The 17,472-nt window shown below is 38.4% G+C and carries 11 protein-coding genes; 6 read left to right on the top strand and 5 right to left on the bottom strand.

Annotation, left to right across the window (positions count from 1 at the left end; translation table 11 throughout):
* Positions 1-106 precede the first annotated feature (106 nt).
* The 4 genes from ACP6L2_RS09750 to ACP6L2_RS09735 all read right to left on the bottom strand — a co-directional run bounded on the left by ACP6L2_RS09750 (position 107) and on the right by ACP6L2_RS09735 (position 7,127).
* On the bottom strand, positions 107-784 hold the full coding sequence (locus ACP6L2_RS09750) for an ABC transporter ATP-binding protein (protein WP_440509022.1): 678 nt from the start codon (positions 782-784) through the stop codon (positions 107-109).
* Between the two features lie 32 nt (positions 785-816).
* Positions 817-3,183 carry an ABC transporter permease gene (locus ACP6L2_RS09745; protein ID WP_440509021.1) on the bottom strand — a complete coding sequence of 789 codons (2,367 nt, stop codon included), beginning with the start codon at positions 3,181-3,183 and terminating at the stop codon, positions 817-819.
* A 39-nt stretch (positions 3,184-3,222) separates the two neighbouring features.
* Positions 3,223-4,476 (bottom strand): efflux RND transporter periplasmic adaptor subunit, encoded by a 1,254-nt coding sequence (locus ACP6L2_RS09740; RefSeq protein ID WP_440509020.1) that lies wholly within the window; start codon positions 4,474-4,476, stop codon positions 3,223-3,225.
* A 242-nt stretch (positions 4,477-4,718) separates the two neighbouring features.
* On the bottom strand, positions 4,719-7,127 hold the full coding sequence (locus ACP6L2_RS09735) for an ABC transporter permease (RefSeq protein WP_440509019.1): 2,409 nt from the start codon (positions 7,125-7,127) through the stop codon (positions 4,719-4,721).
* Between the two features lie 503 nt (positions 7,128-7,630).
* On the opposite strand from ACP6L2_RS09735, the gene ACP6L2_RS09730 reads away from it, so the two are divergent.
* From ACP6L2_RS09730 to ACP6L2_RS09715, 4 genes are read left to right on the top strand one after another with little or no spacing between them, the layout of a single operon-like run.
* Positions 7,631-10,021: an ABC transporter permease gene (locus ACP6L2_RS09730; protein WP_440509018.1), complete on the top strand. Its 2,391-nt coding sequence runs from the start codon at positions 7,631-7,633 to the stop codon at positions 10,019-10,021.
* A 21-nt stretch (positions 10,022-10,042) separates the two neighbouring features.
* The gene (locus ACP6L2_RS09725) at positions 10,043-12,397 is read left to right on the top strand and encodes an ABC transporter permease (protein ID WP_440509017.1); all 2,355 of its coding nucleotides are present in this window, start codon (positions 10,043-10,045) and stop codon (positions 12,395-12,397) included.
* Between the two features lie 44 nt (positions 12,398-12,441).
* Positions 12,442-13,104 carry an ABC transporter ATP-binding protein gene (locus ACP6L2_RS09720; protein WP_440509016.1) on the top strand — a complete coding sequence of 221 codons (663 nt, stop codon included), beginning with the start codon at positions 12,442-12,444 and terminating at the stop codon, positions 13,102-13,104.
* A 46-nt stretch (positions 13,105-13,150) separates the two neighbouring features.
* On the top strand, positions 13,151-14,002 hold the full coding sequence (locus ACP6L2_RS09715; protein ID WP_344673036.1) for a transglutaminase-like domain-containing protein: 852 nt from the start codon (positions 13,151-13,153) through the stop codon (positions 14,000-14,002).
* Positions 14,003-15,014: 1,012 nt separating this feature from the next.
* Here ACP6L2_RS09715 and ACP6L2_RS09710 read toward each other — a convergent pair.
* Complete coding sequence (locus ACP6L2_RS09710) at positions 15,015-16,076, bottom strand: hypothetical protein (protein ID WP_440509015.1); 1,062 nt, start codon at positions 16,074-16,076, stop codon at positions 15,015-15,017.
* Positions 16,077-16,201: 125 nt separating this feature from the next.
* On the opposite strand from ACP6L2_RS09710, the gene ACP6L2_RS09705 reads away from it, so the two are divergent.
* Together ACP6L2_RS09705 and ACP6L2_RS09700 are read left to right on the top strand one after the other, a co-directional pair.
* Complete coding sequence (locus ACP6L2_RS09705) at positions 16,202-16,852, top strand: epoxyqueuosine reductase QueH (protein ID WP_440509014.1); 651 nt, start codon at positions 16,202-16,204, stop codon at positions 16,850-16,852.
* Between the two features lie 75 nt (positions 16,853-16,927).
* Positions 16,928-17,467, top strand: coding sequence for a YceD family protein (locus tag ACP6L2_RS09700; RefSeq protein WP_440509013.1), 540 nt, complete (start codon positions 16,928-16,930; stop codon positions 17,465-17,467).
* Positions 17,468-17,472: the final 5 nt, after the last annotated feature.

The following is a 17,472-nucleotide window of genomic DNA, read 5'->3' as shown; positions in this document are numbered from 1 at the left end:
TAAACAACAAAAAAATCCTTTTATACGATATCTCAGTCTATCTGTTGTCTAAAATCTGTTGTCTTTTGTCTCATATCTAATAGCGAAGCGGTCTCATATCTCAATTCTACACAACGGCAGTCTCCAAAATCACTTGTCCATCCAGCATACGGATAACGCGGTCAGCAAATTTGGCATCATGCTCTGAGTGAGTAACCATGACAATGGTTGTTCCTGTTTCGTTTAGTTCGGTGAGCAATTGCATCACTTCATTACCATTGCTGGAGTCTAAGTTACCTGTAGGCTCATCGGCCAAAATTAGCTTTGGGTTATTGACTACGGCACGAGCAACTGCCACACGTTGTTGTTGACCTCCGGATAACTGTTGCGGAAAGTGATTTCTCCTATGCATAATCTGCACTTTCTCCAACACCTCCTCTACTCTTCGCTTACGTTCTGCTGCCGGAACATTGGTATAGACCAATGGTAACTCGACATTTTCAAATACCGTTAATTCATCGATCAGATTAAAACTCTGAAATACAAATCCGATGTTATGCTTACGTAAGTCTGAACGCTTGCCCTCTTTGAATTGAGCAACTTCAATATTGTTAAAGAGGTAACTACCCTCATCTAAATCATCCAATAGGCCTACAATATTCAACAAGGTAGACTTACCGCATCCCGAAGGCCCCATTACGGCAACAAATTCACCCTCTTTAACATGGATATTCACGTTGTTCAAGGCCACCGTCTCTACCTCTTCGGTACGGTAAAACTTTTGCAGGTTGGTTATTTTTATCATGTGTTTCTATGTTTATAATGATAGGTATCTAATTATTCGTTTCTTAATGTTTTTGTTGGATTGCTCCATGCTGCTTTTAAAGCTTGCGAGCTGATGGTGAGCAAGGCAATTGCGATGGCTACCAATCCGGAGATGAAAAATATAGCCCACGGTATATTGATATGGTATTGGAAGTTCTTCAACCAATCGTTCATATAGAAATAGGCAATTGGAAAGGCAATTAAGCAAGAGATTACGACCAATAGAATGAACTCTTTATTCAACATTTTCACCAAGCCAAATACGGAGGCGCCTAATACTTTGCGGATAGACACTTCACGAGCGCGTTGCTCGGCAGCATATGATGCTAATCCAAATAAGCCTAAGCAAGAGATAATGATGGCTAAGACGCCAAATAAGCTAGCTAATTTTTGAAGTAATACTTCTGAGAAAAACATCTTATTGAAAGACTCATCCAGGAAGCGGTAATTGAAAGGATATCCAGGACTTTGTTCTTTTATTACGGTCTCAATTTTCTGAATAGCCTCTTGAATATCTACCCCAGCTTTTGTACGAATATTCAATACACCTGCTGTCTCATAAAATGGAAACAGGACTAACGGTTCTATATTGGCATAGACATTATTATACACATAATCCTTTACGACTCCAACCACGGTTATAGGCTGTCCATTCATTTGGATTACCTGACCTGCAATCTGCCCATCCGGTTTCACCAATTTGGCAAATGATTCATTCACAACTACGGAAGTGCTATCACCAACGTTCTGCATATTAAAATTACGGCCATCTGCCATTTTCATACTCAAAGCAGGAATAAAATCATCATCAACCACTGTCCAGTTAATTAGAATAGATTGATCTTTATTCTTACCATCCCAGTCAAAATTGCTTGTGTTAGACCCTGTCCTTAAGGAGCTTTCCTTACTAACCCCTACTGCTTCTACTGCTCCGGTAGCCAGTAATTTATCTTTGATATAAGGTAAATGCTTGGTCATGTCACTACGTAAATTCGTCGTGATAACTTGGCTTCTGTCAAAACCAACATCCCTATTCTTTGCACTATTGATCTGCATGTAAATAATGGAAGTCGCAATAATCAAAATGATGGCAGCAGAGAATTGTATAACTACTAATATTTTGCGAACAAGTCCGGCGGATAGCGATCGACTAGTACCACCTTTCAGCGTATTCAATGGCTTAAAGGAGGATAAGAAAAATGCAGGATAACTACCTGCTACTAATCCGCAGAGCAAGATAATACCTGCAAAAAAACCTAAGTGTAAATTAGAGCCTAAGTTCAACTCCAATTCTTTACCGATTAAAGTATTAAATGGCTTTAATCCTAACCAAATAAAGAATAAAGCAAGTGCCCCTGAAACAAAGGCATATATTAATGACTCCCCTAAAAACTGAAAGATTAATGAACGTTTAGTAGCTCCGACAATTTTACGCATACCTACTTCTTTAGCTCTTTTTTCAGAACGTGCTGTAGATAAATTCATAAAATTGATACAGGCAATGATGAGAATTAACCAGGCGATTGTACTAAATAAACGAACATTCTTAATGGCGCCATCTTTTTCAATTCCACTGGAATCAAAAACATCATATAAGTGCCAACGAGACATTGGGTACAGAAAATTCTCGGAGAATGTCACCTCACCATTGGTTTTCTTCTCTACAAATTTCAATAGTTGCTTGTTTATCTGCGATAAATCAGCATTCTCTGTTACTTGAACAATAGTTTGTAGTCCATTGCTGCTATAACTCTTGAGCCACTCATTTGCTAATTCAAATTTCTTAAAATCAAGTAAGAAATCATAACGTAAATCGGCATTCTGTGGAAAGTCCTTTGTTACAGCTGATACGATGTATGACTCCCCATTGCTTAGCTTTATTGTCTTGCCTAGCGCCGTTTCTCCAGGAAAGAACTTCTGTGCAACAGATTCACTTAAAACAATATTATTCAGTTGTGTAAATGCTGTTTTCTGACTACCTTCTACAAATCCAGGGCTTAAGATTTCAATAAAACTAGGATCTACATAATAGCCAAATTGGTTTACTTTATCTTCGCCATTATTAAACAGCATATTGTCCCCCCAGGTATAACGAGCAGCATGCTTAATCCCAGGGATCTCTTCTTTAATCGCAGCTGCAAGTGGACCTTGTGTGGCTCCAAAAACAAAAGTCTGGCCATCGTACTTCTGAATAGATTTTACGATATAAATATCCTCTTGATTTTTAAAATTAGCATTGTAGGTTACTTCATCTTCCACCCATAAGAATATAAACGCGGTAACCGCAATCCCTAAGGCAAGTCCAAAGATATTCAGAAAGCTATAGCCTTTGGTTTTCCATAAGTTTCTAAAAGCCGATTTAATGAAATTACTAATCATAATTATTCGTTTCTTTAGATTGGTTATCTGGTAAATTCTTTACTTCTTAATATTTAATTCCTGTATTTTATCGTAAGTTTCGTAGCTGGAAACAATAACCTTATCCCCAGGTTTTAATCCGCCCATTACTTCATAATATTGTGGATTCTGACGTCCTAATTGAATATCAGCACGATAAGCTGTATTTCCATTTTTATCCAATTTAAAGATCCAATTACCAGCAGTCTGTTGATAGAAGCCTCCTTTAGGAAGTAATAGCGCTTTGGTCTCATCGCTCAATGCTAAACGGATCGATAGCGTCTGTCCTCTACGGATACCCTCTGGTCTTACACCCACAAACTCCATATCCACTTGAAAACGGCCATCCTTTACCTGCGTATAAACCTTCTTGATGCGCAAGTCGTAAGTCTTATCTCCTATTGTAAATTGACCTTGCAAATCAGGGAAAATACGATTGATATAGTGCTCATCGATATCCGCACGAACCTTAAAACCACTTAATACATCAATTTGCCCTAAACGTTCACCAGCTTGTTTGCTTTGACCAATCTCTGCATCAAAGGAAGTCAACTGACCATCAACCGGTGCCCGTAGAATCAAGTCACCAACTTTCTGACGTGTTAATTCCAAAGCACTCTGCGTACGCTTGTATGTTTCTCTATCCTGCGTTAATTTTTGCTTATTTGAGATCTCATCCTGTTGCAAGATCTGTTTGGTCAAAACCACGCGTTCTTTTTGATAGTTATACTCGTTTAATGATTTTTGATATTCTTGTGATCCAATAGCCTTCTCAGCCAATAATTTCTTGTTTAAAGTATATACACGTTCTGCTTCTTTTAAAGCTTGCTCCACATCCGCCATCTGGTTTTTGTTATTGATGGAAACCTGTTGCGCATTGGTTTGTGCAATCTGTGCTTGTGTTAATAAATTCAATACCTGAGTCTCTTGTTGAATTAATCCCAATTCCATATCTGTATTCGACAAACGCATGATTGGATCACCTTTTTGAAGATGTGCTCCATCCTCCACGTATTTCTCCTCTACACGGCCGCCTACAGAAGCATCCAAATAAATACTGCTGATCGGTTGAACCATTCCATTAATCGGAATAAACTCTTGAAAACTTCCTTCCTTGATCTCCACAATGCTGATACGTTCCGCCTCCACATTCAATTTACTATTGCCACTGGTAAAGTAATAACTAGCACCAATTAGTGCTATTATTCCCACTATACCCGCAAGCATCATGATGCGTTTTGAATTCCAGGTCTTTTGTTTTATCGGTCTGTCCATTGATTAATTTCCTTGTATTTATAAATTACATAGACAAGGTTGTGCCAAAAACACAAAACACTGTAAATCAACACTTATATTGTCCATTGAAATATTTAACTGTTCGCTTTCGAACAGTAGATGTGCGCTGGCGAACAAAAGAATTTTTACTTAAAAAATCCCCTCAGTTTACCTAAGGGGATTATTTACTGGAAATTTGGTTTACATCTCCAGCCTCTTTTCAAACTAGTTAAATATTGGTATTATTCATCTCTTAAGCTGTTTACCGGATTTGCTCTAGCGGCACGGAATGTTTGCCAAGCAATGGTACTCCAAGCTATAATAACGGATATGACTGCTGCCAATGCAAACATCCACCATTGAATCCCTACTCGGTAAGCATACATCTTTAACCAGCTGTTCATAAAGAACCAGGCAATAGGAGCAGCAATCAGAAAGGCAATCAAGACCAGCTTCATAAAATCCTTTGACAACAACATAATCAAACCACCTACCGATGAACCAAGTACCTTACGAATACCAATCTCCTTAATCCGTCTATTAATAGTTAGCAATGCCAAAGCAAATAAACCCATACAGGATATAAAGATCGAAATCCCTGTACCTGTCATTACGATATTGGAAAACTTACGCTCGCCTTCATAAAGATTCTGTGTATTCTCATCCAAATAGGTAGGTGATATGCTTGCCTGAGGATTTATTTTCTTCCATATCTGGTCGATATGCTGAAGTGTCTGCGCTAAGTTATCTGTGGACACACGAACGAAAATATAATCCACTTCAAAAACACTTGGATTTACCGAAATCGTTAATGGTTCTACTGTTTTCTTCAGATTCTGAAAATTGAAATCATCGATGATGCCAATTACCTGTGATTTACCATTCAAATCCAGATACTTTCCAAGCACTTTATCTACACCACCCAACTGCATAGCCATCTGTTTATTGATGATGATGGCATTGCTGTCTGTCGCAAATTTCCGATCAAAATCACGACCTTCCAACAATTTAATATCCAATGTTTTTAGGTAGTCATAGTCTATTCGCATGTAATTGGTGGAATACTCTCTGTTCTCCTGTGTAAATCCAAATACACTATTCCGAGAGGTTCCATCATTCCCCATTCCCATGTTGATATCTGCACCAGATACTGACTTGACGCTGGATTCTTGAGCCAAAGCAACACGCATCCTATCTAAAGCATCCTGATGATCAATCCCCTTTCCAATTGGAATGGAAATCACTTCAGACTTATTAAATCCCAATGGTCGATTAGCGATATAATGCAATTGGGAACTGATAACAATCGTAGAAACAATCAATAGTATCGCAATACTGAATTGCAATACAGTAAGTGTATTTCGAAGCTTTGAAGACTTTACAGAAGAGCCACCCTTAAGGGAATTTATGATATTGCTATTCGCAATTTTCCATGCAGGATAACCTCCCGCCAATAAGGTGATCAGCAGAAACATCCCTAAAAAGAGCATCAAATTCGAAGGACTAATTAAGTCCATCAAGCTCAGATGGTATTTCATACTGGCATTAAACTCTGGAATAAGTAATCCTGCCAATACCAAACCTAAGCCTAGGGCAATCAAGCAAAGTAAAAAAGCTTCTGTCCAAAGTTGCATAATCAGGTGCTTAACTGTTCCACCCAATGTCTTTCTAGTTCCTATTTCACGACTACGAATCAGTGAATTTGCTAAAGAAAGATTGATAAAATTTGAACAAGCAATAAATACCAATAAGGCTGCAATCCCCAATAAAATCCACGGGTAATAAGCCGGTGGCCCATTACCAAAACCAAGATCACTCAAATGAAAATCGGTAAGAGGAATTAAATGTAAGGAATAGTAATTCCCATCCTTATCAGCAGTTGCCCCATCTCTTTTCAAGTTATTGATGGCATCTTTATAATATTGTTCTGTAAAAGCTTTAACCTCTTTACTGAACTTTACATCATCAACTGCAGCATCTTTTAGTTTTACAATGACATTGTGGCTTGAGTTATCCCAAGCATCCTTTTCTTGAGCATAACCAGGTTTTGCCTCAAAATTTATTAAGCTATTAAACTTAATGGTAGAATTATATGGAGGAGTTTCCAATACAGCCGTTATGGTCTTTGGTACCCAAGTATTGTTTTCTAAAACCTCAACCTGCTTACCTAGCACATCCTTTTGACCAAATAGACGGGTTGCCATGTCTTCATCCAATACAATGTTCCCTAAGTCATTTAATGCCTTTGCATCACCTTGCAACATCGGGAAACTTACAATGGATAAGAAATCATCATCCACGTATTTATTGGTAGATTCCAATTGCTTCTCCCCATTTCGAAGAATAACATTCCCATTGGCTACCCTACTTGCCAATGTGATACTTGGGATTTCCTCCTTTAACCGAGGTGTTAGAGGTGCAGGCATGGCGATATTGTATTTAATTCCTCGCTCAGGTTGACTCTTACTGTACAATAGACCTATGCGTTCAACATCCTGATGAAAACTATCGTAAGAAAGCTCAAATCGGGCAGTGAGAAACAGGACTATAGCCGTTGCTAAGGCAATAGCTAAACCCAATATGTGGATGAAACTTAATGACTTCGTCTTCAAGATGCTCCGCCAGGCTGTTTTAATATTGTTTGTAATCATGTTTTATCAAAATTAGATATCCATTGTATTTTGACATCCCTATTGCTACATTCCATTCAAATTCAGAATACAAAATTTATCATCCCTATTTAAATGCCACAACAGTAATTACCTATATTTCAAAACATTACAACTAATACAGCCATTAAACAATGTTCGGAATCGAACAGTTTTCGTGCGATTATGGACAAATGAATTGATCCATTTTTAATCGATCATTACCCAATTAATACTCATTAATAGATTTTTCAACTTGAATTTTCATTCCCAACTCATTTCAAAAAACATGAATTTATGCAACTGAATTTTTCATAAGAATTCCTCTCTCTAACTATTGTCCACAACCGTACGCCTACTGTTCACTATCGAACAGTAGGCGTTCGGCGTTTTACACCTATCAACCTACTTACCAATTACTTACATTTATGGCAAAGTACTTGAAACAGCTAGTATAAAGATCATAGAACTAACCAAAAGAATAACAGCACGAAATATCAAACCATATGAAACAGCTTGCATTCCGTAATATCTTAAAAAACAAAACCTATAGTATCATCAACATTATTGGTTTGAGTATTGGTTTTGTTCTATGCTATTTAGTTTTCTCAGTAATAATCGAGGAGAATTCATACGATAAGAGTTGGTCCAAGTCTGAGCAGATTTATCGCGTTATCACAGAAGATAGCAGTCTTGGTCAGGTCAATAGTAACCCACAGGCCTATATCAACTTTGGCTATGAATTACAGAAGAATTTTCCAGAAATCCAATCCGCTTCTCATATCCGAGATAACAGTATCTACTTAAACTTGAACCCTGATGATCCGAATACCAAAGAATTTGAGGGTTTGGAAGCAGAAGAGAATGTTTTCGATTTATTAGATATCCATGTGTTAGAAGGAACTCCTAAAACCAGAATAGCAGGAAAAAGGAATATCATGATTAGCAAATCGTTCAAGGATCAATATTTCCCAAATGAAAATGTAATTGGTAAGATCCTATTATCTGCTGACCCATATGCCGAAGAACAAAAAGAATACATTATCACTGGTGTCATGGCTGATTTGCCTTATAACTCCGTTCTTCGCACTTCCATCATTCAACTCATTGGAAGACCCAATATGCCACTTAATGCCGATGGTGGTGGATTCTATTTCCAACAGTTTATCCATATTAAACCTGGAACAGATATTCAGCAGTTGACAAATAAAGTCAACAAATGGTACCGTGAATTTTTAACAAATGACGCCCATTTAAAAACACATTTTAGCCTTCAACCCTTAACGGATATCTATTTGGATCCTCTAGGAGATTCGAAAATAAGTGGAAACCAAAAAACTAATTTGATATTTCTTTCCGTGGCTTTATTGGTATTGGTACTTTCCTGTATCAATTATATAAATATCTATGCGGTTAGAACCATCAAGAAGGTAAAATCCATACATCTTCATAAGGTACTCGGTGCGAAACGTAGTCAATTAATCAAATCTCTACTACTAGAAACTTCTATCATCTTTGGAATTGCCGGGATCATATCCTTCGGCCTTTTTCTACTTATACTGCCGGTACTATCGTCCTACTTAGATTTTCAACTGGTTTTTGTAAAAGAAAAGCTGATTTTACTAGCAGGCTTAAGCTTTTTTGTTATACTATTACTAAGTCTATTAATCGGATGTTACCCTGCTTTTATGATTTCCAATATTAAAACTGCCGATGCTTTAAGGAATAAAATCAAAACAGGAAATCAATCCGAAGTATGGATAAAAAGGGGGCTTATTACACTACAGTTTTCTATTTCATTGATTGTAATAATTGGCTTAATAACCATAAAATCCCAAATCAGTTTAGTTCAACACAGTGACTTAGGTATAAAGACAAAAAACATCCTAGGCATCAATTACTTTTCATTAGGCAAACAGATACATGCTGTAAAAGCAGAACTAGAAAAGATAAGTGGTGTAGAGCAAGTCAGTATTACACGTTGGGTTCCCAGCCAAGGGACAGGTCATTTTTCCAAACAGATTCCAGATCCTCAGGATGAAAGCAATAGAATAGATGTCAATTTCATTACAGCAGACCAAGATTTACCTGATATTCTTGGATTCAAATTGCTAAAAGGCCGAAACCTGACCTCTGCTGATTACGATGGAATTAGTGAGGGCAAAGATGATGGAGAAGAATATAAAATACGAAATGTACTCCTTACTGAAGGTACAGCAAAACGACTAGGCATTACCGAACTAGGTTTCCTTCACCCTCAACTAAAATTTATTCCAGTAGGCATAATAGCAGATTTTCACAGCCAATCTTTACACAAAGCCATCGGCAATACAGCTATTGTAGCAATGAATTTGGAATCTTCAGGAAGCATTTTAATTAAGTTAAAAGCAGGTCAAGAAGCAACTTCCTCAAAAGCAATAGGTGCGGTGATGGATAAATTCTACCCGAACCGAATGTTAACTTATGAATGGATTGACGATCTTTATCAACAAGCCTATGCAAAAGAAACTAAACAAGCGCAGCTTTTTACTTTGTTTTCCGGATTAGCACTTTTCATCTCTGCTTTAGGGATCACAGGATTGCTGATACAAAGTGTAGAACAACGCAGTAAAGAAATCGGTATCCGTAAAGTATTAGGTGCTTCAATAGCGAATATCAGTAATCTATTCGCTAAAGACTACGTCTTGATGGTGCTATTGGCAACCCTACTTGCTAGTCCTTTAGCATGGTACCTATCCAATAAATGGCTGGAAGATTTTGCCTATAAAATCGAAGTAAAATGGTGGTTTTTTGCCCTTAGTGGATTAACTGTCTTAATAATCACGTTAATAACCGTTAATCTACAAACCATTCGAGCAGCCATGGTCAATCCCGTAAAAACATTACGTGACGAATAAGAAATACCTAACGATTAAACTATGAAAACAGCGTGGCGATTATTTTTCCGCAATAAACAAGTAAATTATATTAATCTTCTTGGACTGTCCTTGGGATTGAGTATGGTGTTTATGCTATTCTGCTGGTCCTTAAACGAGTGGAGTTTTGATCAATACTATCAAGATACCAATCGCATATTCCGCTTAACTGCTGAGAATAAAGAAAAGGAAATTATTGATCGTCAACCGCTTCCTTTGCGGGATAAGCTAATCCATAATATGGATGAAATTGAGACCGCAACAGCTATCCGTGGAATTACCGGCATATTGCCAACCATAAAATCAGGTGATAAGTTGTGGAAGGAAAAACAAGTAGCCTATATTGACGAGAACTGGTTTAAGGTTTTTGATTATCAATTTATTGCTGGAGGATTCGAATCATTCAACAAACAACCGCATTCCGTAATACTCACTGAAGATAAAGCAAACCTTTACTTTGGGCCAAATACAAATCCAATAGGAAAAACAATTTATATCGATTCAGAACCCTATGCTGTACAAGCAGTATTAAAAAATAACCCCAGCAATTCTAGTTTTCAGTTCCAAATTTTCCTGCCTATAGCTGCTAGGCACCTCAATACATTTTGGAAAGAAAGAGATCAATATGATTTCATTCCAAGCTATAGCATCTTTATTAAATTGAAGCAGGGGATTGTCCAAAACGAAGGCTTAAACCAAGCCATTCAAAATCAAGGATCGGATCAATGGAAAGCATCTTATAAAAACTACCTGACTCCCTTAAGCCAGATACATACAGAAATAGGCATAACTACATCAGATATAACCAATCGTGGCAATAAAAACCTAGCTAATGCTATTTTCATATTGGCTGTTTTAATTATGTTATTGGTGGCCATTAATTACATCAACCTGAGTACTGCCAAATCTTTCTCTGCCGCCAAAGGTATTGCTTTAAGGAAGGTCATTGGCGCAAGCCGAATCCATATTATTAAACATTTGATATCAGAGGCATCCATTATAGCTACGCTCTGCTTAGTATTGGCAAGCCTGTTAACTTTTTTCTTATTACCTCTATTCCAAGATCTATTGGGCATAACCATCCATGTAGGGTTGTATCAGGTTTTAATGGGTATAGGGCTTTGGTTTATTCTCTTATTCATCAGTTTCACCTATCCTATTCTACTCTTCTCAGCCATCCCTGCCTTAGGCAACTTAAAAAATATCGAGAAGATTAAATTGGGAAGTACATCGAAAAGATCTTGGTTAGTCGGATTTCAACTCGCCTCAGCCATGTTATTGATCACCTGTAGTATCGGAATTGCCCAGCAGATGAATTTCATCAAATCATCTTATGAGAAATACGATTACCAGCAACTTGTGGATATCTTATTGCCTTTTTATTCTGGTGAATCTAGCTTACAGAAAAAGCAACTCTTCTTAGAAAAAGTCAGTGCATTGCCGGAGGTACAAATAGCTAGCTTAAGTTCCACCATCATTGACGAATACAACGAAGACAACAGTCTTAAATGGATAGGTAAATCAGATACGGCAAACTATCAGCTCAATATTCTTCCCGTAGATGAAGCTTTTCAAGCTTTATATGAATTAAAAATTCAAGAAGGACGTTGGTTTGAAGACAACCAAAAGACTGACCAAGCCAATTTCATTATAAATGAAACTGCTGTTAATCGTATGGAATTGAAGCAACCTATTTTGGGGACTAAGATCAATTACGATGGAAGAGAAGGTCAGATTATTGCGGTAGTAAAGGACTTTCCATTTCAAAAAATGCAACATAAAATACAGCCTTTAGTATTAATCAATGATCCAAACTATAGCAATACCATCATCATACGGACGAATCAAACGAGTTTACAAGAAACAATGGAAAAACTTAAACCCATTTACGAAGAATTATATCCAGAGGAACCTTTTCAATATCAATTCATCAAGGAACAAGTGGAAGCGGTTTACCGAAGCGACAACAATGTAATGAAGTTAGCCTGGGCTGGTACTATTGCAGCTATCCTTATCTCTGCCCTTGGTTTATACGGTATTTCACTATTCAATCTGGAACAAAGGAATAAAGAAATAAGTATCCGTAAGGTTTTAGGTTCATCTGCATGGGGAATCTTCCAACTGCTCAGTAAAAACTACCTGATCATACTTACCTTTAGTCTGTTGGTCAGTATTCCAATTGCCTGGATTCTATTGAATCAATGGCTACAAAATTTCGCCTTCAAAATTCAAATGATTTATGGAGTCTTTATTCTAGCTGCAGTCCTACTCATGGTTATATGCATGTTGAGCATAGGATTTCAAACTTGGCGAGCAGCGAAAGCAAATCCCATAAAAACCTTACGTAATGATGATTAAACAAAAAATTAATTCAAAAATAAATTAAGTATAATACATATAACATGATCAAATTAGAGCATATTTTCAAGTGGTACAATGTCGGAGGTACTAAGTCATTTATATTAAAAGATATCAACCTAGAAATTGAAGAAGGGGATTTTATATCCATTATGGGTCCTTCCGGATCAGGGAAGTCTACCCTATTGAATGTAATCGGGATGTTGGATGAACCCAATGAGGGAAAATACTTCTTTATGGATGAAGATGTATTAGAAATGAAACCCAAAAAAAGAACCCAACTTTTTCAATCGCATATAGGTTATGTATTTCAATCCTACCACTTAATTGATGAGTTGACGGTTTATGAAAACATTGAAACACCTTTGATCTACAAGAATATTTCCTCTTCGGAGCGCAAGAGCATTGTCAGCGACCTGCTTGATCGCTTTAACATTGTTGGGAAAAAGGATCTTTTCCCGGCACAGCTATCCGGAGGTCAACAACAGATTGTAGGGATAGCCCGTGCATTGGCTGGTTCGCCAAAATTATTATTGGCAGATGAGCCTACAGGGAACCTGAATTCCAAGCAGGGTGAAGAGATTATGGCACTTTTCAAGCAATTGAATGAGGATGGAGTGACCATTATCCAAGTAACGCACTCCGAGAAAAATGCCGAATATGGAAAACGCATTATCAATATGCTGGATGGGCAATTGAAGCAATAATTTTAGCCAATTTTTGTGATGTGCCTTTATTTTCGTAAATTTCGTTGTGAACGAAAAAGAAATTAAGGCACTAATTTATCTCTTGGACGATCCTGATGCGGATATCTTCCGGGAAATCGAACACAAACTTATCACCTGTGGTCCTGAGGTCATTCCCCTGTTAGAAAGCTCCTGGGAATCCTCTTTTGATCCCCTATCCCAGGGTCGCATCGAGAATATCGTCCATAAAATCCAATTTGATCAAGTCAAGAACGATCTCCAACTCTGGAAGTTGAACAATGCTGAAGATCTGTTGGAAGGCCTTTTAATTGTCAATCGTTATCAATACCCCAACCTGAACGATGAACAGGTTTATTTCCAACTTGCCGAATTAAGACGCAATGCCTGGTTCCACCTCATGTATGATATGAGCCCTGTTGAAAAAGTAAAATTGCTGAACAATATCCTCTTCCGCGAATTTGGCTTATCCGGCAACACCAGCAACTACCATGACCCTCAAAATTCCTTTATCCATAAGGTATTGGAATCTAAAAAAGGAAATCCAATCAGCCTCGCCTGTATCTATGCGCTGGTAGCTCAAAAATTGGATATACCCATCTACGGCATCAACCTGCCCAAACATTTTGTGCTGGCTTATGTAGAAGGCGAAAACAACGACAAAGTATTATTCTATATCAATGTCTTCAACCGAGGACAGATCATGCGTGAGGAAGACATCTTCGCCTTTCTAAGACAACTGAATCTTCCTATATCGGATGAGTACACCCTTCCATGTGACAATCTGGCTATCATTAAGCGCGTTCTAAGGAATCTTATTGCCGCCTACGACCATATTGACAACGCAGAGAAAAAACTCGAGGTAGAGCTTCTATTGTCGCTTATAGAAGGTGGAGAGTAATGGCATTTGTGGAGACAACAGATATTAGACAACAGACATCAGATTTTAGACAACAGACATCAAATTTTAGACAACAGAAAAAGACCTGTTAAGCTGTAAAGATTTTATGGTTGGGCGGGCGATGCATGCATCGCCCCTACATGAAACGGAAAAATATAACCTAATACCCTCATCTAATACCCTTTCTATCTCAAATCTCACATCTAACAGCGAAGCGGTCAATTTACTATATACTAATTTAAAAGGCGGGCAGACATTCCGCTGCGCTTAGTGCTGCCCCTACGCATGGGTGCTACTTGGCGGAAAGGAAACTATCTAGGTATTACGTTAGGTAGGGGCGGCACTGAGTGAGTTTGAGAAAGGGGATTTATCCCCAACGAGAACGAACGGAATGTCCGCCCGATTTTTCAAACAATAGACAACAGACACCAGACATTAGACGCTAGACCCGTTAAGTTGTAAAGAATTAAGGTTAAGCGGGCGATGCATGCATCGCCCCTACAAACAATCGTAATTTTATTATCCCAAACCACCATAACCGTAGGGTCGAAGCATGCTTCGACCGTTTCCCCCTTTCTATCTCAAATCTCATTTCCAATAGCGCAGCGGTCTCATATCTCATATCTAACAGCGTAGCGGTCTCACATCTCATGTCTATTGTCTGTTGTCTTTTGTCAGTAGTCTCATCGTCTTTCCCAGGGGTTAAACAGGGGTTTGCTAGGGGTTTGCTAGGGGTTGGATTCGAGAACCCTTCGGATCTCCTTCGGAACTTGTTCGGAACTCCTTCGGATCTCGTTCGGTTCCGACCGAACGAGATCCGAACAAGATCCCTATCAGATCCTTAGAAATTCCCTAGGGTTCTCGAAGCCAACTGGAGGGCAACATACAGCAAACCCCTACTTGAATCGAAGCAAATAGCAAGAATAATCAAGTTCTATCCAACAAAAAGGATCTTACTGTGCAGCAAGATCCTTAATTATTAAAATTCGTTTAAAGTCTGGAAGTATTTCTATTAATTTCTGGCATCCAAGGAGAGGCTGATTGGGCTTAATCCGGTGCGTTCAAAAGTTGCATTCGGAGCTACATCGCCTTCGGCATTTTTATCAAATCGGTAAACCGCTTTGGATACTGGATCTGCTACGTACAGGTATTTGCTGTCCTGACGGAAATCCAAGTCCACATCCGTAGGTCCTTTAAGTTTGGTATTCGCACCTGTGATGATGCGTGTTGGGGTAATTGTTCCACTTGCTTTGCTGATTTCCGAGAAATTTTCGAAGATCAAGATTCGGCCAACTGGATCTCCAGATGTTGGCGTGGAGTAATCGGTCATTGCTAAAACATTATTGACTGTATCAATCGATACCCCTTGAATATTATTGGCACCAGTAACGGTCAATGAACGCGTAGGTTGAATATTATTTAATGCAATATCTCGAGCACTAATTAATTTCTCGAAGATATCCAATCCACCATTAGCACCTTGGCGGCTCAAGATTAAGTTGCTGTTGACTATGGTCGCATCGAAATACAGTTTAGAACCTGCGAATTCAAAAATCTGGCTTGGAATAATCTGCCTATCAATTCCCCTAGGGCGATCATATACCAATACGGAAGGTGTACCATCTAACATTTGAACGACATATAGTTTGTCCAAGAAAGGGTGGAATACTAATCCCCTTGGGCTAACCATTCTTTCATAAATGATCTTTCCTCTATTGGTCAATTGACCTGTTTGGCCGACGTACATGCTATAAACCGTTGAATCTCGTTCGGTACGGTTCAAAGACGATTGGAAGACGGTTTGTGCACCTGGGTGAAAATAGATAGCAGATCCTCCAGCCGCAGGAGATAAGAAGTCTAATTTTAGTAGACCAAAATCGGATGAATCGGCATTGGAGACAATGGAGACATTGTAGATTTTGGGCCTGTTAATATCAAATTGATAGTCACTGTAGGAAACATATAACCTAGAGATAGCGCTACTTTTAGCAGGCTCATCGTCATTCATTTCACAAGCGGTAAATAATGTAAGTGCACCTAAAAAGACTAGGGGTAATAACCATCTATATGTCATAGAGAAAATATTTTATTACAAATGTATAAAAATATCCCTTTCAGCGCTCGTTAAGGGATGTTAAGATTGATAATTTGAATAAATACATCGTTTTTTGTAACATTGCAGAATAGATTTTAGGCCCCATGGAGAATAAAGAATTTGAAAGAGAGAAGCTTTCCTTGCCTAAAGAAGGGAAGAAGTTGTTGCTACACTCCTGCTGCGCACCCTGTTCAGGGGAAGTGATGGAGGCATTGATATCCTCCGACATTGATTTCACCATTTATTTCTACAATCCCAACATTCACCCACGCAAGGAGTATGATTTGCGCAAAGAGGAGAACATCCGATTTGCGGAGAAGCATAATATTCCATTCATCGATGCGGATTATGATGTTGACCATTGGTTTGAATTAGCCAAAGGAATGGAGAATGAGCCAGAGCGTGGTAGTCGTTGCACGATGTGCTTTGACATGCGTTTTGAAAAGACAGCGGAATATGCTGCTGCCAATGGCTTTGATGTGATTTCGAGTTCCCTAGGGATTTCGCGGTGGAAGAACATGGAGCAGATCAACGATTGCGGCTTACGGGCGGCATCCAGACATCCTGAAATGGAATACTGGACCTTCAATTGGCGGAAGAAAGGTGGATCGGCTAGAATGCTAGAAATCAGCAAAAGAGAGAAGTTCTATATGCAAGAATATTGCGGTTGTGCTTACTCCTTACGCGACACGAATAAGTGGCGTATGGCGAATGATAGGCCGAAAATAGAACTAGGTAAAAATTATTACGAATAGCCTGTAGGATTTTTTAAAAATAAATTTCATTTATACTTAATTAATCGTTACTTTTGCAGGCTCAAATGCAAGATTGTGAAGTATCTAAAACAGTATAGAATACCCTTCTCAGGACTTTCGACAGGTAAACACAGTTTTGACTTTGAAATTGATGAGAAGTTCTTTGCTTGTTATGAACATTCCTTAGTGCAGGAAGGCGACCTGAAAGTGGTTGTTGACTTGCAGAAACAGGAAAACATGTTGGTGGCGAATTTTGACATCCGAGGCACGATAAAATTGACTTGTGATGTTTGCTTATCCAGCTTTGATTATCCGGTTGAGATTAAGGAACGTGCTTTGGTAAAATTCATAGAAGAGGATTGGAATGAGGACACCGAGGAGGTGATTGTACTTTCCAAGAGCGACTATGAGTTGGATATTGCGCCTTTGTTGTATGAGTACATCAATGTTGCAGTTCCTCCATACACGAAATGTTCAGAGCAGGGTGTTGGTGTAAATTGTGATCCGGTTATGTTAGAGCGGATTCAGAGCGAAAACGAAGAAGACTTATCAGGTGGCGAAGATGGCAACATTGATCCACGTTGGGAAGCATTGAAAAAAATTAAAAATAACTAAAACAA

The sequence above is a fragment of the Sphingobacterium lactis genome (assembly GCF_051951495.1).
GTDB lineage: Bacteria > Bacteroidota > Bacteroidia > Sphingobacteriales > Sphingobacteriaceae > Sphingobacterium > Sphingobacterium lactis_A.
This window is presented reverse-complemented; position numbering and strand designations above follow the sequence as displayed.